The 18,865-nt window shown below is 65.1% G+C and carries 17 protein-coding genes; 10 read left to right on the top strand and 7 right to left on the bottom strand.

Annotation, left to right across the window (positions count from 1 at the left end):
- Nucleotides 1-20: 20 nt before the first annotated feature.
- Genes ACV17W_RS12190 through ACV17W_RS12180 form a run of 3 tightly spaced genes read right to left on the bottom strand, consistent with a single transcriptional unit; the run spans nucleotide 21 to nucleotide 3,293 of the window.
- Nucleotides 21-1,058, bottom strand: a complete 1,038-nt coding sequence (locus ACV17W_RS12190) for a CaiB/BaiF CoA transferase family protein (protein ID WP_462592593.1) — start codon at nucleotides 1,056-1,058, stop codon at nucleotides 21-23.
- Nucleotides 1,055-2,071, bottom strand: a complete 1,017-nt coding sequence (locus ACV17W_RS12185) for a YhdH/YhfP family quinone oxidoreductase (protein ID WP_462592592.1) — start codon at nucleotides 2,069-2,071, stop codon at nucleotides 1,055-1,057. The genes ACV17W_RS12190 and ACV17W_RS12185 overlap by 4 nt, the downstream gene beginning before the upstream one ends.
- 10 nt (nucleotides 2,072-2,081) lie before the next feature.
- Nucleotides 2,082-3,293, bottom strand: coding sequence for a CaiB/BaiF CoA transferase family protein (locus tag ACV17W_RS12180; protein WP_462592591.1), 1,212 nt, complete (start codon nucleotides 3,291-3,293; stop codon nucleotides 2,082-2,084).
- Between the two features lie 153 nt (nucleotides 3,294-3,446).
- Between ACV17W_RS12180 and ACV17W_RS12175 the strand changes: the two genes are divergently transcribed.
- Genes ACV17W_RS12175 through ACV17W_RS12155 form a run of 5 tightly spaced genes read left to right on the top strand, consistent with a single transcriptional unit; the run spans nucleotide 3,447 to nucleotide 8,409 of the window.
- The gene (locus ACV17W_RS12175) at nucleotides 3,447-4,256 is read left to right on the top strand and encodes an IclR family transcriptional regulator (protein WP_462592590.1); all 810 of its coding nucleotides are present in this window, start codon (nucleotides 3,447-3,449) and stop codon (nucleotides 4,254-4,256) included.
- 22 nt (nucleotides 4,257-4,278) lie between these two features.
- Nucleotides 4,279-5,433 carry an acyl-CoA dehydrogenase family protein gene (locus ACV17W_RS12170; protein WP_462592589.1) on the top strand — a complete coding sequence of 385 codons (1,155 nt, stop codon included), beginning with the start codon at nucleotides 4,279-4,281 and terminating at the stop codon, nucleotides 5,431-5,433.
- Between the two features lie 36 nt (nucleotides 5,434-5,469).
- Entirely contained in the window at nucleotides 5,470-6,441 is a 972-nt protein-coding gene (locus tag ACV17W_RS12165) for a tripartite tricarboxylate transporter substrate binding protein (RefSeq protein WP_462592588.1), read from the top strand.
- A 1-nt stretch (nucleotide 6,442) separates the two neighbouring features.
- Nucleotides 6,443-7,552 (top strand): NAD(P)H-dependent flavin oxidoreductase, encoded by a 1,110-nt coding sequence (locus ACV17W_RS12160; protein WP_462592587.1) that lies wholly within the window; start codon nucleotides 6,443-6,445, stop codon nucleotides 7,550-7,552.
- Complete coding sequence (locus ACV17W_RS12155; RefSeq protein ID WP_462592586.1) at nucleotides 7,549-8,409, top strand: enoyl-CoA hydratase/isomerase family protein; 861 nt, start codon at nucleotides 7,549-7,551, stop codon at nucleotides 8,407-8,409. The genes ACV17W_RS12160 and ACV17W_RS12155 overlap by 4 nt, the downstream gene beginning before the upstream one ends.
- Nucleotides 8,410-8,479: 70 nt before the next feature.
- On the opposite strand, the gene ACV17W_RS12150 is transcribed toward ACV17W_RS12155, so the two are convergent.
- Nucleotides 8,480-9,226 carry an RES family NAD+ phosphorylase gene (locus ACV17W_RS12150; RefSeq protein WP_462592585.1) on the bottom strand — a complete coding sequence of 249 codons (747 nt, stop codon included), beginning with the start codon at nucleotides 9,224-9,226 and terminating at the stop codon, nucleotides 8,480-8,482.
- Nucleotides 9,226-9,597: an MbcA/ParS/Xre antitoxin family protein gene (locus ACV17W_RS12145; protein ID WP_462592584.1), complete on the bottom strand. Its 372-nt coding sequence runs from the start codon at nucleotides 9,595-9,597 to the stop codon at nucleotides 9,226-9,228. Before ACV17W_RS12145 ends, ACV17W_RS12150 begins: the two co-directional genes overlap by 1 nt.
- 108 nt (nucleotides 9,598-9,705) lie before the next feature.
- Between ACV17W_RS12145 and ACV17W_RS12140 the strand changes: the two genes are divergently transcribed.
- The 5 genes from ACV17W_RS12140 (at nucleotide 9,706) to otsA (ending at nucleotide 14,524) form a co-directional block, all read left to right on the top strand.
- Nucleotides 9,706-10,125 carry a secondary thiamine-phosphate synthase enzyme YjbQ gene (locus tag ACV17W_RS12140; protein ID WP_462592583.1) on the top strand — a complete coding sequence of 140 codons (420 nt, stop codon included), beginning with the start codon at nucleotides 9,706-9,708 and terminating at the stop codon, nucleotides 10,123-10,125.
- 82 nt (nucleotides 10,126-10,207) lie between these two features.
- Complete coding sequence (locus ACV17W_RS12135; RefSeq protein WP_462592582.1) at nucleotides 10,208-10,918, top strand: ribonuclease activity regulator RraA; 711 nt, start codon at nucleotides 10,208-10,210, stop codon at nucleotides 10,916-10,918.
- A gap of 55 nt (nucleotides 10,919-10,973) precedes the next feature.
- Entirely contained in the window at nucleotides 10,974-12,083 is a 1,110-nt protein-coding gene (locus ACV17W_RS12130) for a DUF1615 domain-containing protein (protein ID WP_462592581.1), read from the top strand.
- Between the two features lie 220 nt (nucleotides 12,084-12,303).
- Nucleotides 12,304-13,095 carry a trehalose-phosphatase gene (gene otsB, locus ACV17W_RS12125; protein ID WP_462592580.1) on the top strand — a complete coding sequence of 264 codons (792 nt, stop codon included), beginning with the start codon at nucleotides 12,304-12,306 and terminating at the stop codon, nucleotides 13,093-13,095.
- Nucleotides 13,096-13,117: 22 nt separating this feature from the next.
- Nucleotides 13,118-14,524: an alpha,alpha-trehalose-phosphate synthase (UDP-forming) gene (otsA, locus tag ACV17W_RS12120; RefSeq protein WP_462592579.1), complete on the top strand. Its 1,407-nt coding sequence runs from the start codon at nucleotides 13,118-13,120 to the stop codon at nucleotides 14,522-14,524.
- On the opposite strand, the gene ACV17W_RS12115 is transcribed toward otsA, so the two are convergent.
- Nucleotides 14,507-15,232: a GntR family transcriptional regulator gene (locus ACV17W_RS12115; RefSeq protein ID WP_462592578.1), complete on the bottom strand. Its 726-nt coding sequence runs from the start codon at nucleotides 15,230-15,232 to the stop codon at nucleotides 14,507-14,509. The genes otsA and ACV17W_RS12115 overlap by 18 nt on opposite strands.
- A 1-nt stretch (nucleotide 15,233) precedes the next feature.
- A complete protein-coding gene (gene uca, locus ACV17W_RS12110) occupies nucleotides 15,234-18,860 on the bottom strand; it encodes an urea carboxylase (RefSeq protein WP_462592577.1) in 3,627 nt (1,208 codons plus the stop codon).
- Between the last annotated feature and the right edge of the window lie 5 nt (nucleotides 18,861-18,865).

Genomic DNA, 18,865 nt, shown 5'->3' with positions numbered 1-18,865 from the left:
CGCCTGGCGGGCAGACGCGTTCACGCCACAGGAGAGCGCTCGAAGCGCGGCGCGGGCGCGGGATACAGCACTCCGTCTTGCTGCACCAGACTGCCGCGCGCCTTGAAATGCGGGTGCTGTGGCACTTCCGCCAGTGACAGCACCGGCGATACACAGGCTTCGCTGCCGTCGAAATGGGCTTGCCAGTAGTCGCGAGTGTGCCGGGCGAACAGGGCGGCGAATGTCTGGCGCATGGACGGCCAGCTTGCCACATCGTGCTGTGGCGGCAGCTGCCTCGGATCCAATCCCAGCCCCGCGAGCAGCGCGGCATAGAACCGGGGTTCTATCGCGCCCACGGCCACCGCTTTGCCATCGGCGGTTTCGTAGGTGGTGTAGAAGTGCGCACCGCCGTCCAGCAGGTTGCTGGCGCGCCGATCCTGCCATTGGCCCGCCTGCCACCGGCCCAGTATGGGAGCCATCATGGACAGCGTCCCGTCTACCATGGCGGCGTCCACGACCTGGCCTTTGCCGGTGGTGCGGACTTCGAGCATGGCGGCGAGCACGCCCGCGACCAGCAGCATGCCGCCTGCGCCAAAATCGCCGATCAGGTTCAACGGAACGGCAGGGGGCCCGTCCGAGGGGCCGATGGCGTGCAGTACGCCGCTGGCCGCAAGATAATTGATGTCGTGACCCACGGTATGCGCCAGGGGGCCTGCCTGCCCCCAACCGGTCATGCGGCCGATGACCAGCGCTTCGTTTTCGGCCCAGCAATCCGCGGGCGCCAGTCCCAGCCGCTCCAAGACCCCGGGACGCATTCCTTCGAGCAGCACGTCGGCGGCGCGCACCCGGCCGAGCAGGGTTTCACGGCCCTCGGCAGTCTTCAGGTCGGCGAGGATGACGTCCTTGCCCCGCGCGGTGAGTTCATAGCGTTCGTCGCGCGCAATGCCCATGTCGGCCGGAACCGGACGCCGGACACGGGTGACCGTGGCGCCCATGTTGAGCAGCATCATGCCTGCCCAGGGCACCGGGCCGGGGGCCTCCAGTTCCAGGACGCGCAGGCCCGACAGAGGCCCGCTCATAGGGGGTCGCCGAAATCGACCAGGGTTCGGCCACTGGTTCCGCCCTGCAGTTGCCGCTCGGCGTGGGCAAGCAGCTCTTCCAGCGCAAGCGTCCGGACGTGCGGAGCCAACGCGTCGAAGTCGGGTTTCCAGGCGTCGGCGAGCCGTGCCCACAGACGCAGGCGTTCTGGCCAGGTGGCATTGGCGACGATGCCGAACAAATGCACCCGGCGCATGATGAAGGGCAGCACGCTGCCGTCGAAGCCATTGCCGCCGGCATTGCCCACTGAGGCGACCATGCCCTCGTCCATGGCCGATCGCAATAGCCAGGACAACACCTTGCCGCCCACATTGTCCACGGCCGCGGCAAAACGCGGCGCTTCCAGCGGCCGCGTCGATTCCAAGGCGGTCTGCGTGTCGACGATATCGGTAGCGCCCAGGCGGCGCAGCGCGGCAGCCTGTTCCGGCCGGCGGGTGATGGCGGTGACCTGATAGCCCGCGCGCGCGAACATCGAGATGGCCAGCATGCCTACCGCGCCGTTCGCCCCCGAGACGGCGATGGGCCCCTTCTCCGGGCGCAGTCCATTCGCTTCGAAGCGTTCCAGGGCCATGGCGGCGGTGAAGCCCGGCACGCCGATGGTGGCGACCTCGCGCGCCGATAATCCGGACGGCAGCCGGTGCAGATGCCTGGCCGGCACGCGCATCCATTGCGAGAAGCCGCCGTCATAGGCGATGCCGGTCTGGAACCCGTGCACGAATACAGGGTCCCCCGGAGAGAATTCCGCTACCGACGACGCGGCAACGCAGCCTACCGCTTCGATGCCGGCGATGCGAGGAAACTCAGTAATGATTTTCGCGGCGCCCAGGACAGACAGGCAGTCTTTGAAGTTGATGCCGGCGTAGCGTGTGCGTACGACGACTTCGCCCTCGGTGAGCTGGTCGAGGCGGCACGATTCGATGCAGGACTGGACTTGACCCCCGGTGCGGCGGGTGACCAGGGCGTTGAAGGTTTCGGGCAGTGTGGGCGTATTCATGTGGGTGGCCTCAGATGACGCGCTGGGCGCGCAGTTCTTCGAGTTCCGCTTGTGTCAGTCCGAGCTCGCCGTAGACCTCGGCATTGTGCTCGCCGACCGACGGGCCGGAGCGGGGCACCGGCATATCGCGGCCCACGATGCGCGGCACGATGCAAGGGGCGGGCAGCGTGCCGTGATCCGGGTCAGGCAGGCGGATAATCGCCTCGCGAGCCTGAAAGTGAGGGTCGGCCTTGATGTCTTCGATGTCGTATACCTTGCTGAACGGGATTTCGTAGGGCTCGAGCCGCGCACGAATGTCCTGGAACGAGCGCGCGGCGAACCATTGTTCCAGTTCGCCATCCAGCGCGTTCATGTTCTGCACGCGCTTGGGCAGCGTTTCGAAGCGCGGATCGTCGATCCATTCGGGATGGCCCATGGCCTTGCACAGCCGGACATAAACCGCCTGGGATGACGCCACCAGAGAAAAATAGACACCGTCATTGCTGCGGTACATATTGGATGGCGACGTATACGTCGTGAGATTGCCGGCTGCGCGCCGCACCTGGCCCAGTTGCTCGTGTTCGACGGGCAGGGGATCCAGTATGCGCAGCAGTGCCTCCGTGGCTGAAAGATCGACCTCCACGCCCTGCGCCAGGGGGTCGCCGCGCAGGCGCGCCACTTCGGCCGCGATGGCAAAGGCACAGAAGACGCCTGCGATGGAGTCGCCCAGCGGAAAGTTGGTGTGCAGCGGTGATCCGCCGGGTGTGCCGGTCAGATTGGTGAGCCCGCTCATGGCTTCGAATATGCGGGCGAACCCGGCGCGCGCCCGATATGGGCCGGTCTGGCCGAATCCCGTCAGGCGCACCACGATGAGGCGCGGATTGGCCTGGTGCAGCGTCGCGATATCCAGGCCCCAGCGATCGAGGCTGCCGCTGCGAAAATTTTCTACCAGCACATCGAAACGGGGCAGCATCGAAAGCAGTATCTGCCGGCCCCGCTCTTTCCGCACGTCCAGCGTAATGCCGCGCTTGCCCCGGTTGGCCACCTTCCACCACAGCGGGGAGCCGTCCTTGACGGGTTGCATATGACGCAACGCATCGCTGCCATCCGGCAGTTCCAGCTTCACGACGTCGGCGCCATGGTCGGCGCAGAGCGTGGCGCCGCTGGGTGCGGCAAGCACCGTGGCCATGTCGAGAATGCGGATCCCGGCCAACGCGCCGGTGGCTGAAGAGTGGTGAGTCATGCGTGCTCAGAGGCAGTGGATGGGCCTCTGTTATGCATCACTGCAATCTGCCCAGCAATGCTGTGTTTTGCACAGCGAAACAGTACTCTCAAAGCGTTGACGGCTTATACCGAAGGAACAATGATGCCTGCGCCTGTACAACGAAATCGCAAAGTGAGCGCTATATCCCTGCCCGGCCTGGTGCACCCGCACGATTTGTCCTCCGACCGCCAGTTTTCAATGAACCTGGCGCGCGGACTGGAGGTGTTGCGTGCGTTCTCGGCTTCGGCGCCGCTGCTGGGAAACCGCGAGATTGCCGACCGCACCGGGTTGCCCAAGCCTACGGTGTCGCGCCTGACCTACACCCTGACTCTGCTTGGCTATCTGGCCCGTGATGGGCGACTGCAGAAGTACCGGCTCGGGCCCGGCGTGCTGTCGCTGGGCCACCCGCTGCTGGCCAGCATGCAGGTGCGGCAGCTGGCCAAGCCCATCATGGAAACCTTGGCGCGCACCACGGGATGCACCGTGAACCTGGGCATCAGAGATCGGGGCAATGTCGTGTACATCGATTCGGTACGCGCCGATTCCGCCAATCAGCACCTGCCGGACATCGGCACCTCGCGGCCCTTGCTCAGCAGCTCGATCGGCCGCGCGCTGATCCTGGCTTACCCGGCGGCCGAACGCACGGCCATTCTGAATTTCCTGAAGGTGCAGGACCGTGATTCGTTCGACCGATACCGCGCTATCTGGGACGCCGATGTCAAGCGCTATGCCGCTGATGGCTACTGCCATTCGAAAGGCGACTGGAAGAAAGAGATTCATGCCGTTGCGGTGCCGGTGCGCCGGCCCGCTGGGGAACCACCCCTGGCGCTGAACTGCACCATTGCCGCGCACCGCGCCCCGAAAGACCGGCTCGTGAAAGAGGTGGTGCCTTTGCTGAAAGAGGCGGTGCACCAGCTGGTTGCGGCGCAAGGGCTGCTATGAGCCCAATCCACAAGGAAGATCCATGATTCGAGACCCCATCAGATTCGAAGCAATGCTGCAGGAGGTGCGGGATTTCCTGCGCGACGAATGTCTGCCGATCGAGAAGCAGGTAGACGAAGCCGACGAGATTCCGGAGCCGGTGGTGCAACGGATGCGCGAGCTGGGGTTGTTCGGTCACAGCATTCCTGAAGAATATGGCGGCGCAGGTCTCACCACCGAAGAACTGGCCTTGGTGAATATCGAGGTCTCCCAGGTGGCCACGGCGTTTCGAGCGCGTTTTGGCGGCAACACCGGCATTGCGTCGGAATCCCTGGTGGTAGACGGAACCACGCAGCAGAAGCTGCGTTACCTGCCGCTGCTGGCCAGTGGCGAGGTCACGGGTTGTTTCGCTCTGACCGAACCGGAGGCCGGATCGGACGCCACCGCGCTGCAGACGGTGGCGGTGCGGGACGGGTCGTATTTCGAGATCTCCGGCCGCAAGTGCTTCATCACCAACGCTCCCATTGCCGATCTCTTCACGGTTTTCGCGCGGACGGACCCCGCCTCGAAAGGCGCTGCCGGCATCTCGGCATTTCTGATCGAGCGAGGCACGCCGGGGCTCACGACGCCGCCGGCCTATCGAAAGATGGGTCAGCACGGATCGCCGGTGGGGGAGGTGGTGCTCGACCGGGTTCGCGTGCACGAAAGCATGATAGTGGGTGGCCTGGAAGGACAGGGCTTTCGCACGGCGATGCGGGCACTGAACAAGCAGCGCATCAACCTGGCCGGCCTGTGCGTGGGCCCGGCTATCCGGTTGGTGCGAGAAATGGTGCAACGCGCCCAGGGGCGCAAGCAGTTCGGCCAGCCCATCGCGGAGTTCCAGCTGGTGCAGCAGATGATCGCCGAGAGCAATACGGACGTGTATGCCGCCCGGGCACTGGTGCTCGAGACCGCGCGTAAGCGCGACGACGGCAAGGACGTGACGCTGGAAGCATCGATGTGCAAGTTTTTTGCGACCGAGATGTGCGGCCGGGTGGCCGATCGTGCCGTACAGATTTTCGGCGGCGGCGGATACATCGCCGACAACGTGGCGGAGCGCTTTTATCGCGACGTACGCCTGTTCCGCCTTTACGAAGGAACCAGCCAGATCCACATCGGCAATATCGCGAAGCGGACCATGGCGGCCATAACGGGCTGAAGCAAAACCCGCATTCAAAAAACCAGGAGAGAGACTATGAAAATCACCCATATGATGGCAGCGTGCGCGCTCGCCGTGATGGCGCCGGTCGCGGCCATGGCGCAAAGCGACTATCCCTCCAAGCCCATCAAGATCATCGTGCCGTTCTCGGCCGGGGGCATTGTGGATTCCGTGGCGCGCCTCATCGGCGAGCAGCTGTCGTCGCGGTATGGCCAGGCAGTGGTGGTGGAAAATCGCACTGGTGCGGGCGGCGCCATCGGCACTGACTACGTGGCGCGCGCTCCGGCCGACGGCTATACGCTGCTGCTGGTCAGCCCCAGCCATGCCGTGGCGCCGGTGCTGAAGAAGAGCATCAACTGGAATCCGGTGCGCGATTTCAAGGCGGTGGCCGGATTCGGAATCGTGCCCAATATCATCGTGGTGAACCCGGCGGTTCCTGCGCAGACCATGTCCGAGTTTGTCGCCCTGGCCAGGAAGAGCGACCCTTCGCAGACCTACGCCACCGCGGGGCTGGGCACATCGAACCACCTTTCGGGTGAATTGCTGTCGCAAGAAGCAGGGATCAAGCTTACGCACGTGCCCTACAAGGGGCAGACGGACGCATTGAATGACCTGGTGGCCGGGCGGGTGGCCATGATGCCGCTGAGTGCCGCGCTTGCGATTCCGCAGGTGCAGGCAGGCAAATTGCGCGCCCTGGCCGTGACTACTGCCACGCGCGCCAAGGCGGTGCCTGATCTGCCGACAGTGGCCGAATCGGCTGGATTGCCGAACTATGAAGTCGGAACCTGGTTCGGCCTGGTGGCGCCCGCTGCGACGCCCCAGCCCGTGCTCGACAAGCTGGCGGCCGACGTGCACGCCATTCTTCAAAAGCCGGAAGTCGAAGCCAGGTTCGCCGCACTCGGCGCCGAGTTTGCGCCGCAGTCGCCCGCTGAGTTCGATGCCTTTGTCGCCGCCGAATTCGACAAATGGAGCAAAGTCATCAAGCAGGCAGGCATCGAGGCTGACTGACATGTCGCGCATCCGCACGCCGATCTGCGACCAGTTGGGAATACGGCACCCCGTGTTCGGCTTTTCGCACGAGCCCGATGTGGTGGTGGCCATTGCGCAGGCCGGCGGCTTTCCGGTACTGGGGCTGGGCCGCGACGCTCCGGAGCACATACCCGGCATCATCGAACAATTGGAGGGCCGGCTTGGGGGCCTGCCCTACGGGATAGACTTGATGTTGCCCGCCAATGTGCCCGAGCAGGCCGACCCGGCGTCTCTGCGCAGCGCGCTGCCAAGCGCCCAGGTGGCGTTCGTGGACGGACTGCGCGAACGATTCAATATTAAGCCGCCCGTACGTCCCAGCTTTTTCACGTCGCACGCGCGTTCTGAGGCCTTGTTCAAGGCCCAGATCGACGCCGTGCTCGGTTCCCGTGCAACGGTCGTCGCGACGGCCATTGGCCTGCGGCCCGAGCTTATCCGGCAGGCGCAGGCGCAGGGCAAGCTGACGTTCTCGCTGGTGGGCTCGGTGCGCCACGCGCGCAAGGCGCTGGATATGGGCGTTGACGTCCTGGTGGCCCAGGGATACGACGCCGGAGGGCATACGGGTCCGGTCGGCACGATGGCCCTGGTGCCCCAGGTGATTGCAGCGGCACAAGGCAAGCCGGTGCTGGCGGCGGGGGGCATTGCCACGGGCGGCCAGGTGCTGGGCTGTATCGGGATGGGTGCGCAGGGAGCCTGGCTCGGTACGCTGTGGATGGCTGCCCGCGAGAACCACACCCCTCGGGCTTTGCTTCAGAGGCTTATCGAAAGTGGCAGCGAGGACACCGTGATTTCCCGTGCACATAGCGGCAAGCCCTGCCGGGTGGTGCGCAGCGAATGGATCGACGCGTGGGAATCCGCCGACGCGCCTGCGCCATTGCAGATGCCGATGCAACAGGTGCTGACCGGAGATGTATTCGCCTCGTTGCATGAACATGAGGACGCCCGGCTCATTTATGAAGCGGCCGGCCAGAGCATCTTCGGCATCCGCGGTGAAACCAGCATCGCGAGTCAGATGCAGCAGCTGGTTCGGGAAATGGACGACGCTTGGGGCCGCATGGCCCGGTTCGCCAGTGAAGGAGGCATGCCCGCATGACGACTTACCAGTTTCGCGCGTCTTCGTTGCGCATTGCCGATGGAGTTGCCGATTTCGTGCACACCACGCCCGCTACCCGCAATGCAATGTCCGCCGACCTGCGCGGCGATTATGCAAGCATGCTGGATGCGGTGGATGGCGATGACACGGTGCGCGCGCTGATCTTGCGGGGGGAAGGCGGGAGTTTCTGCGCGGGGGGGAATCTGCACGAAATGGCCGAGCGTCTGGACGACCCGGTCGCGGGCGCGCCCGCGGCAACGCGGCGCCGGATCGGCTCGACTGCCAATTGGCTGCGCCGTTTGCTGGAACTTGACGCCGTCGTCATCGCCGCGGTGGACGGGCCCGCCGCCGGCGCGGGATTCAGCCTGGCCCTGCATGCCGACCTGGTCGTTGCGTCTTCGGCGGCGCGGTTCTGCATGTCATTTCCGCGCATAGGCGCGGTCGGGGACTTTGGTGCCCACTATCTGCTGCCACGCATCGTTGGGCTGTCGGCGGCGCGCAGCATACTGCTGACCGGGCGCACGCTCGATGCCGGCGAGGCGCGAGCGCTGGGCATTGTGATGGCGATTCATGAACCGGCCGCGCTGGTGCAGAATGCCCTTTTGCTGGCCGGGCAGATCGCCCGTGGACCGGGCGACGCGCTGGCGATGAGCAAGCGCTTGCTGAATCAGAGTTTCGAAACCGACTACGCGTCGATGTCCAATCTGGAAGCCCTGTCGCAGGCGGTAGCGATGTCGACGCCGTACCACGCCGATGCCGTGCATCGATTCAAGAGCCGGCAGCAGCAGCGGTATGACTGGGATCGGGACGGCCCCGAACTGGGTTGGCGCGATGCCCCCTGCGCCGGGCCGGGTTGAGCGGAGGCGCCGCTGCACTTGCGCACGCACGGAATGCGCTCGGATACCTGGCGCGCGAGGCGCATGCATTTCAGGCCGGAATAGGCAGTTGCCCGTCAAGCTGGAAAGTCGCCAGCGCGAAGGTGGCCACCTGGCGACCGGATGCTTCTTTGAACGCGACGGTCGCGGCCGAGGTTTCACAAAGCCATGGATGCATGTCGCGAGGCTTTTTCTGGGCTATGGCCTGCAAAGTGAACAGGCCGACGCAGCATCCTCCCGCTGGATCGCGTGCCGAAAAATACTCGAACGCCTGTACGCCGGCATGGCGCATGTCGGTGCCCAGCTGCTGTGCTGCGGCATAACGCGCGGGATGGGCGAGCTCGGATCGGTAGGCATCGAAGGGCGGGTCCTGGAGCCGCACGCCCGCGGACGCCTTGTAGCCTACCGAGAAGAGGGTGTGCTGGCTGTGAATGTAGGGTTTGGGTGGGGGCGCATCCATCGAATTCCAGAAGACGAATCGATAGTAGGCTGACTCGGCCAGCGTGGTGTCGAGGCTGCGGCCGCCGTAGAAAATGCCAGGCTCGTGCGTGCGGCCAAAGCGCGAGCCCCACGGCAGGGGCGGATACCGGAACGGCGTGGTGAGCAGATAGTGGTAGCCCGCGCTGCCCTCGGGATAGGCCGGTTTGCTGTCGTCGATAAGGGATTCCAGCACCGCCTGCTCTTCCAGCGTGTCGACATAGCCCAGCGTCGCGATCTGCTCCTGGCTTTCCACCAGCCGGTATAGCGTGCCGGATAACGGAGCGACGTGTTGCGTGCCGCTGCAGGCCTGCCAGATCATCAGGTCTTGCCCCGGATGGCGTCGGTGAACCGCAGCACAGTCATCAAGCCCTGGATGCTTTCGATTTGCCGGGCCGGTATGCCGCCGGTGATCCGGTTGGGGCTGTGCATGAAGTGGCGGATCCAGTCGGGGTCGCCCCCCGCCAGGGTGTAAAGCGCGCGTGCCAGTCTCAGCAGCAGCACGGCCAGTTCACCCTGCTTCGACGCGGGATCGAGCGACGGATTCTGCTTGAGCCGGCTGATGGCCGTGCGATGCACCCCTAGCACGGCGGCCAGATCGGTTTGCCGCAGCCCGAGCTGATCGGCGGCGCGCAATACCGCCTTGGCGAGCACGGCATCAGGAGCAGGCTTGGGGTTGCGCAGGGCGGTCATATCGCTGCCTTTGTGTTCATACTGCACATATGATATAAAAAAAGTGCAAATCGAACAACGGAGGCGGGGTCTGTACGGGCGGCCGCCGCGCATAGGCAAGGCAGATACATGTGGCTTCAGAAATCATTGCAGTTGACCGCGCGGCCGCGCGGTTTCCATCTGGTTACCGATGCCATCGTCGAACAGTTGCCAGAGATTCGCGGCGTCCGGGTCGGCCTGCTGCATTTGTTCATCCAGCATACGTCGGCGTCGCTCACCATCAATGAAAACGCCGATCCCACGGTACGCGCCGATTTCGAACGCTACTTCAACCGCGCCGTTCCCGAGGACCAGCCTTACTACGAACACACGTACGAGGGCAGCGATGATCTGCCTGCCCATCTGAAGTCCAGCCTGCTGGGCAACAGCCTGAGCCTGCCGGTTGGCGCTGGGCGGCTGTGCCTGGGCACATGGCAGGGCATTTACCTGTGCGAACACCGCAATCACGGCGGACCGCGCATGCTGGTCGCCACCCTGCACGGAGAATAGCCGCCGCCGCAGTGGTATAACTTTTCCACCCCTGAGGCGCGCGGGCGACGTGGCGCGCCCATTCGCTCCCCGGAGACCGCTCATGAGCACCCTGCAGGATGCAACGGCTTTTCAGGCGCTGGCAGGCGTCACTACCGCGACGTTGACCACCGTCCTGCTTAAAAAGGGGCTGCGCAACGTGTGGATACGGGGAGCCCGGCCCCTCACAGGGAACGCTCAGCGCGTGGTCGGGCGTGCCTTCACTGTACGGTTCATTCCAGCACGAGAAGATCTCGCCACCCCCGATTCGTGGAGTTCGCCCAAGTCGACCCGTGCGGCGATCGAGCAAATGCCGCAAGGTTGCATAGCCGTGGTGGATGCCAACGGCGTCAAAGACGCAGGGTTCTGGGGAGACATACTGTGCGCCCGCATGGCCCGCCGCGGCGTCGCCGCCCTGGTCAGCGACGGCGCGGTGCGCGATCTGGCCGGCGTGCTGTCGACCGGCCTGCCTGTCTGGGCGAGCGGTGCGGCCGCTCCCCCATCGGTGGCCGCCCTGACCTTCGTCGATTGGCAGCAGCCCGTGGGCTGCGGCGGGGTCGCGGTATTTCCCGATGACGTCATCGTGGCCGACCAGGATGGCGCTGTGGTCATCCCTGCCGCTATGCTGCCGGACGTGGCGGCCCTTGCCGTCGAACAAGAGCGCCTGGAAGGTTGGATCATGGATGAAGTGCAGGCCGGCGCATCGCTGCCGGGCTTGTATCCGCCCAATGCCGAGAACAAGGCACGCTACCTGGCATCGCGCCAGGAAGACTGACGCACTTGGCGCGCCTTGCCCTCTGGCGCGGAACTCGGGGGGTAGAATTTCCCGCATGACTGCAACCGCCCATACTGGTGTTTTCCGGCGCCTGCCCTGCTGGGCGGGCGCAATGTTGCTGGTGCTGTTGGCAGGATGCGCCACCCGTCAGCCCGAACTGCCAACACGCAGTCCCACTGAAATACAGGCCGAACTGCAGACGCTCCTGCCGGCAGGCGCGGCCGACCGATCGGCCTGGGCGCGCGATATCGCGGTGGCGTTCACGGCGCAGGCACTGGAGTCGAGCCGCACCAATCTTTGCGCCGTCGTTGCCATCACGGCGCAAGAATCATCGTTCCGGGCGGATCCGCCGGTTGACGGCTTGCCCCGCATCGCGCGGCGTGAGATCGAACGCCGCACCCAGGCAATGCACATACCTGCCTTCCTGGTACAGGCCGCGCTGAACATCAAGTCGCCGACGGGCAAAACTTATAACCAGCGGCTGGACGCCGTACGTACCGAAAGGCAGCTGAGCGAGATTTTCGAAGACTTCATCGGCATGGTGCCCCTGGGCCGGCAGCTGTTCAGCGGCCTGAATCCCGTGCGTACGGGGGGCCCCATGCAGGTCAGCATCGCCTTCGCCCAGGCGCAGGCCCGAGACTATCCCTATCAGGTCGAACGTTCCATACGCAACGAGGTGTTTACGCGGCGCGGAGGGATGTACTTCGGGATTGCTCATTTGCTGGGATATGAAGCCCCTTACGACTCGGTGCTGTATCGGTTTGCCGACTTCAACGCTGGCTGGTATGCGAGCCGTAATGCGGCGTTCCAGGCCGCCGTGAGCCGTTTGTCGGGTATCGAGCTGGCGCTGGATGGCGACCTGCTGATCCATGGATCCATCGAGCCCAGCCAGACCGAACGCGCCGTTCGCGCCATCCGGCGCCGCCTGGACATCAATGAGGCGCGCATTCGACCAGAGCTTGAGAAAGGCAGCCTGTACGAGTTCGAGGCCACGCGTTTGTACAAGCGGGTGTTCGAACTCGCCGACAAGGATGCGGGCAAGCGTTTGCCGCGCGCGGTGCTGCCCGGCATAAAACTCGAAAGCCCCAAGATCACACGAAATCTGACGACTGCCTGGTTCGCCAACCGTGTGCACCAGCGTTGGAAGCAATGCATGGCCCGCTAGCCATACGCGCGACGCTGAGCGCCCACGTTTGACGCGATAAGCCTCGGCAGGCGGGCACGCGGTTTGCAAGCCTTGGTCGCAAACGACACAGTCGTACGCAATTGTGTCATTGATTGGCACAAGCCTCTGCCGTATGGTGAAGCGATGGGCACATGGCGCCCGGCATCGTCGATGCCGGCCCGGATCAAGCGGCGGCGCCGCCTAGGCTACACGGAGCTTTATGCTGAACAACCCGGACACCGCCGATTCCCGTTCGGACTCGCCGGCCGAAAGCTGGCAGGAGCCGGCCGTGCCGCGGGCCGGCGGCATAGCGCTGTTCCTGGATCTGGACGGCACCCTGGCCGACCTCCAGGCCGACCCGGGTCTGGTCTGGGTGCCGGAAACCACGTTGACGACGCTGCAGCAACTGACCGAGGCGCTGCAGGGCGCCCTGGCGATTCTGTCGGGCCGCCCGGGCATCGACCTCGACCGCCTGCTGCATCCCTTGCGCCTGCCGCACGCCGCCGGGCATGGGGCTGAACGCCGTGACCGTCACGGTGTCGTGGTGCAGGCGCCCGCGCCAGCCAGTCTGGACGCCGTGCGCGCTACCTTGCGCAAGCAGGTGGCTGAGTGGCCCGGGGTCTGGATCGAGCCCAAGAGCCACGGCCTGGCCGTGCACTTCCGGGCGGCGCCCGGTATGGCCGCCCGCGTTGAAAAGCTTGTGCGGGAAACGGCCGAACGGCATGCGCCGGACTTCGATATACAGCCGGGCAAGATGGTGTACGAATTGCGCCCGCGCGGCATACACAAGGGGGCGGCGCTGCTTTCCTTCATGCGCGATGAGCCTTTCGCGGGCCGCATCCCCATCGCGGTGGGCGACGACCTGACCGACGAGTCCGCCTTCATCGCCGCCAAGCAGGCAGGTGGGTATGGCATCAAGGTGGGGGCAGGGCCCAGCAGCGCAGTGTGGCGGTTCCGGGATCCCCTGGCGCTGGCTGGCTGGCTTGGGCGGCTGGCCGAGCAAGCACCGTAACCGAAGACTGCGAGTACCGAACATGAGCCGACTGATCGTCATTTCCAACCGCGTGGCATTGCCTACTGGCGCCCGGGCGCCCGGCGGACTGGCGGTGGGCCTATATGACGCCCTGCGTGATTCCGGGGGCCTCTGGCTGGGATGGAACGGACAGATCGGCGAAGAGGACGGCAGCGGCTCTGTTTCCACGACGACTCGCGACAACATTACCTATGCCACGTTTCCGCTGGCCCAGCACGACTACGACAGGTTCTATCGCGGCTTTTCCAATACGGTGCTATGGCCGGTGTTCCACTATAGGCCTGACTTGCTGCGCTATCGGCGTACCGACTACGACGGCTATCAGAAGGTAAACCGCGATTTCGCCGCACGGCTGGCCCCGCTGCTGCGGCCGGATGACGTGATCTGGGTACACGACTATCACTTGTTGCCGCTGGGCGCATATTGCCGCGAACTCGGGGTGCGCAATCGCATCGGGTTTTTCCTGCATATTCCATTTCCCGCCGGCGCACTGTTCGAGACCATTCCGCCGCATCGCGAACTGGCGCAGGCGATGTGTGCCTATGACGTCGTGGGTTTCCAGACCGACTCGGATGCCCAGGCGTTTGCCGATTACTGCGTGCGCCAGCTGGGGGCCGAGCGCAAGGCCGGCGGTTTGCGTGCCGGTGCAAGGCAGTTGACGGTAGACGCCTATCCCATCGGGATCGACGTCGAGGACGTGGCCGCCATGTCGCGCAAGAAAGGGTCCAGTCAGGTGGTCGCACTGAAACTGGGGCTGGCGGACCGGAAGTTGATCATCAGTGTCGACCGGCTGGACTACAGCAAGGGCCTGCTGGAACGCTTTGCCGCGTTCGAGCAGTTGCTTGAAATGGCGCCGGACCATGGCAACCACGTTTCGTTCGTGCAGCTTGCCCAGTCGTCGCGGTCGGACGTGCAGGGCTATCGCGAAATACGGCGCGAACTCGACCGCGCCGCGGGGCGCATCAATGGCAAGTGGGGCGATCTCGGCTGGGCGCCGCTGCACTACATCAATCGCTCGTACAGTCGCGCCACGCTGATGCCCCTGATGGGCGCCTCGCAAGTCGGCCTGGTGACGCCACTGCGCGATGGCATGAACTTGGTGGCCAAAGAATACGTGGCGGCCCAGCCGCCCGAAGATCCGGGCGTGCTGGTGCTGTCGCAGTTCGCCGGTGCCGCCAGCGAGATGCAGGACGCCGCGCTGATCGTGAACCCATACGACATCGAAGGAATGGCCCATGCGCTCGATGAGGCGTTGCGCATGCCTCTGGCCGAACGGGTCGAGCGCCACCGCAGCCTGATGCAGGGCCTGCGCCACCATGACCTCGAGACCTGGAAGACGCGCTTCCTGGCAGACCTGCGGGCCTCGCACGTGCCCGTGATCGACCACCCGTCAGCGCAGACCGTCTGAACGCGCCGCCTGCAGGCGGTGCAGCGTGATCTTTCGCACTTCGGCCTTGCTCAATTCAATATGAGACTTCAGCATGCGCATGGCTTCGTCAGCACGCCGAGCCAGCACCGCACGCAAGATGGCCCCATGCTCGATGTAGGTGGCGTCTACACGGTAGTCTTTCGTGAAATCGAGCTGGCGGATGATGCGGATTTTTTCGGTGACGTCGCGGTGGATCTGCGCCAGCTCGGGGTTGCCGGCCGCCGCAACCAGCGTGCAATGAAACGCCTCGTCCAGTTCGGCGACCCGCCTGCCGCTGCGCAGGCGTTCGTCCGGGGGAACCAGCCAGATGCGCTTCAGGCCGGGGAGGTCGCCCGAGGAGTCCATGTCATGCAGGCTGCATAGCCGCGTTACCGCGGCCTGTTCGAGCACGATGCGCACATCGTAGAGCGCTTCGAAGCGCTCGAAATCGAAGGGGCGCACCCGCCAGCCGCTGCGTTGGCGCAGCAGCACGAACCCTTCGCGTTCCAGGCGGTACAGCGCCTGCCGCACAGGTGTGCGGCTCACACCCATGCGGGCCACCAGCTCGCTCTCGGTAAAGTCATCACCCGGCAGCAACCGGAACTCGAACAGGTCACGCTTGATCAGCTCATATGCCTGCCCGGCCAGCGTCAACGGAGAGCCGGTCTGGGCAGGGTTATCGGGCAGCGACGTAAGGGCCAGGCGCATGTCACGCTACCGCGCAGGCCTCGGCGTCGATCACCAGCAGCATATCGCCGCTGTTGACGGGCTTGCCCGGCGTGCAGCGGATAGCGGTGACCGTGCCGCTGAAGGCGGCTTTGATCGACAGCTCCATTTTCATGGCCTCGACGATAACCAGGGTGTCGCCTGTCTCGACACGTTGGCCGATGCTGACCGGTATTTTCCACACGTTGCCGCAGAGGTCGGCGCAGACGGCGCGCTCGGTGGCGCCGAGTTCCGCGGCAGGTTCGTCCGGCTCCATCGGTTCGACGATGAGCGGTTCCTCTGACTGCCAGAGCGTCACCTCGGCTTCAAAGGCAGCCTGCTGCGCGGCCTTGAAGGCATCGATCTCGGCCGCGTGGGCCTGCAGGAACCGCTGGTGCGCGGCGAAATCGAAATTTTCTTCTTCGATGCGCAGTCCCCCACGGCCTTCGCGGAAATCATCGCGCAGCACGGCCAGTTCGGCTTCGGACACTGGGTAGAAGCGGACCTGGTCGAAGAACCTAAGGAGCCAGGGCTGGCCATCCTGGAACACCGGATTCTTCAAGAATTTGTTCCAGATGGGCAGCGTGCGGCCCACCAGTTGGTATCCGCCCGGAGAGTCCATGCCATAAATGCACATGTATACGCCGCCTATGCCGACGGTGCCCTCGGCCGTGTAGGTGCGGGCGGGGTTGTACTTGGACGTCAGCAGGCGGTGCCTGGGGTCGATAGGCACGGCGCAGGGGGCGCCGAGATAAACGTCGCCCAGGCCCAGCACCAGGTAGCTTGCTTCGAAGACGATGCGGCGTACGTCGTCGCGTGACGGCAGGCCGTTGATGCGCTGAATGAAGTCCACATTGTTGGGCAACCAGGGCGCCTGCGCGCGCACCGTTTCGCGATAGCGGTCGACGGCGCCCAGCGTTGCGCTGTCTTCGAAGGCCAGGGGCAGGTACACCACCCGCGTAGGAACTTTGAGCGTCGCGACGTCGGGCAGTGTTTCTTCCAGCGCCAACAGGCGGGCGACCAGGGCTGGCTGGCTGATGAGCCGCGCATCGTATTGAATCTGCAGCGAGCGTACGCCAGGCGAGAACTCGAGCACGCCGGCGATCGGGGCGGCGGACAGGGCCTCCATGAGCAGATGGACGCGCATGCGCAGCGCCAGGTCGAGCACGTTGTCGCCGTATTCCAGCAAGAGATACGTGTCGCCCGCCTGCCGATAGGTGACCAGGGGCCGCGTCTCGCTGGGGGGCAGGCTCGCCACGATGGGCGACAGTGCGTGGGCTTCTGGCATGACGGCTGCCGTGGGAACGACTGCCTGCAGCGTCCGGATCTCGGCGTCCTGCCGGATTTCCCGGGCGAGCGCCTCAGTCGCATCGAGCGGGACGAAGCGAATCCGATCACCGGGCCTGACCTGGCCCACCTTCCAGAGTTCCGCCTTGGCAATGGTGGCCGGGCACACGAAACCGCCCAGGCTGGGGCCGTCGCGAGTCAGGATGACAGGGCTGTCGCCGGTGAAGTTGATACTGCCGATGGCGTATTCACAATCGTGGATGTTCGACGGATGCAGCCCGGCCTCGCCGCCGTCCTGGCGCGCCCAGCTGGGTTTGGGCCCCGACAGCCGCACACCCAGGCGGTTGGAGTTGTAGTGGACTTCCCAGTCGGTGGAAAAGAACTGCTGCATCGATTCGGGGGTAAAGAAATCTGGCGCGCCATGCGGGCCGACCAGCACACCGATCTCCCATACGCTGGCGTAGCTCGGCACAAGGGCCGGGTCGACTGCGCAAGGGGGTTGTGCCGGCGGCGGCGTCAGGCTGGCCGGCAGACCGGGCTGCGCCATGGGAAGCATGTCGCCTGCGCGCAGACAACGCCCCGCATGGCCGCCGAACTGACCCAGGGCAAAGGTCGCACGGCTGCCCAGGTAGCACGGCACGTCCAGACCATTGCGCACCGCCAGGTAGCTGCGGCACCCTGTCTCGGCGCGGCCAATCTCCAGCACCTGTCCCGCGCGCACTTGCACCGGCTTCCACATTGCGATGGGCTGACCATCCAGCCGGGCAGGCGAGACCGCCCCGGTCAGCGCCACGATTGCGTCGCTGTGAAACTTCAGCGTGGGGCCGACCAGGGTGCACTCGAGCCCGGCGGCTTCCGGGGCATTGCCCACGATGCGGTTGGCCAGGCGGAAGGCGTAGTCGTCCATGGGACCTGATGGCGGTACGCCAATGTTCCAGTACCCGACACGGCCCGGGTAGTCTTGCACACTGGTATACGTGCCGCCTTCCAGCACCTCTATGGCGGCGGGCTGGAAATCGAAGCGGTCAAGAAACCGCGTGGACAACTCGCCTGCTTGAAAGCGCCGATCGGCCACGACCTGCCGCAGGAAGTCCAGGTTGGTTGCAATGCCATGCAGTTGCGTATGGGCCAGCGCGTTGCGCAGTTTATGCAATGCATCGGCGCGGTCCGCACCGTGCACAATCAGCTTGGCCAGCATGGGGTCGTAGAACGATGGCACGTCTGTGCCGGTTTCCACCCATCCGTCTACGCGCACGTCGTCCGGGAACTGCACCTGCGTCAGCACGCCCGGCGACGGCTGGAACCCTCGCACCGGGTCTTCCGCATACAGCCGCACTTCGATGGCGGCGCCTTGGGGCGGACGGTGCAAGGCGGCCCAGTCCAGCGGCTCCTGCGCGGCCACGCGCAGCATGCATTCGATCAGGTCGAGCCCGGTCACCGCCTCGGTGACCGGGTGCTCTACCTGCAGTCGCGTATTGACCTCGAGGAAGTAAAAGGCGTCGCGCGCGCTGTCGTAGATGAACTCGACCGTGCCCGCTGAACGGTAGGCAACCGACGTACCCAGCATGACGGCGGCGCGATGCAGGGCGTCGCGCGTCGCGGCCGGCAGGCCGGGCGCCGGTGTTTCTTCGACGATCTTCTGGTTGCGGCGCTGTATCGAGCAATCGCGCTCGCCCAGCGCCACGACTTTGCCGTTTCCGTCGCCGAAGATCTGCACCTCGACGTGCCGGGCCTGGTCTACGTATCGCTCGAGGAACGCACCGCTATCGCGGAAGAAGGTCTGCCCCTGGTGCTGGACGGCGGCGTAAGCGGCAGCCAGGTCGGCCGGCGTATCGCACCGCGAAAGTCCGATGCCGCCGCCCCCTGCAGTACTTTTGAGCATGACGGGATAGCCGATGCGCTCGGCCTGAGCCAACGCGTCGGCAGCGTCGGCCAGCAAACCCGTGCCGGGCGTCATTGGTATTCCGGCAGCCGCCGCGAGTTCGCGGGCCCGGTGCTTGAGCCCGAAATCACGCAGCTGTCGGGGTGTGGGGCCGATGAACGTGATGCCCGCTTCGGCGCACGCGTCGGCGAACTCGGCGCTTTCGGACAGAAATCCGTAGCCCGGGAAAATGGCCCGGGCCCCGGTGGCCCTGGCGGCCTCGAGTATGCGGTCGATGCGCAGGTAGCTGTCGGCGGGCTTGTCGCCCTCTAATGCCACCGCCACATCCGCCGCGCGGACGTGAGCGGCGTTGCGGTCCGCATCCGAATACACCGCGACGCTCTTGATCTTCATGCGCTTGAGCGTGCGTATGGCGCGCAGCGCGATTTCGCCGCGATTGGCGATGAGCACAGTATGGAACATTATCG

It is taken from the genome of Bordetella sp. MIP270_01_BMS, assembly GCF_054958705.1.
Note: the sequence above shows the minus strand (reverse complement) of the source record. Positions and strands in the feature narration are given on the sequence as shown.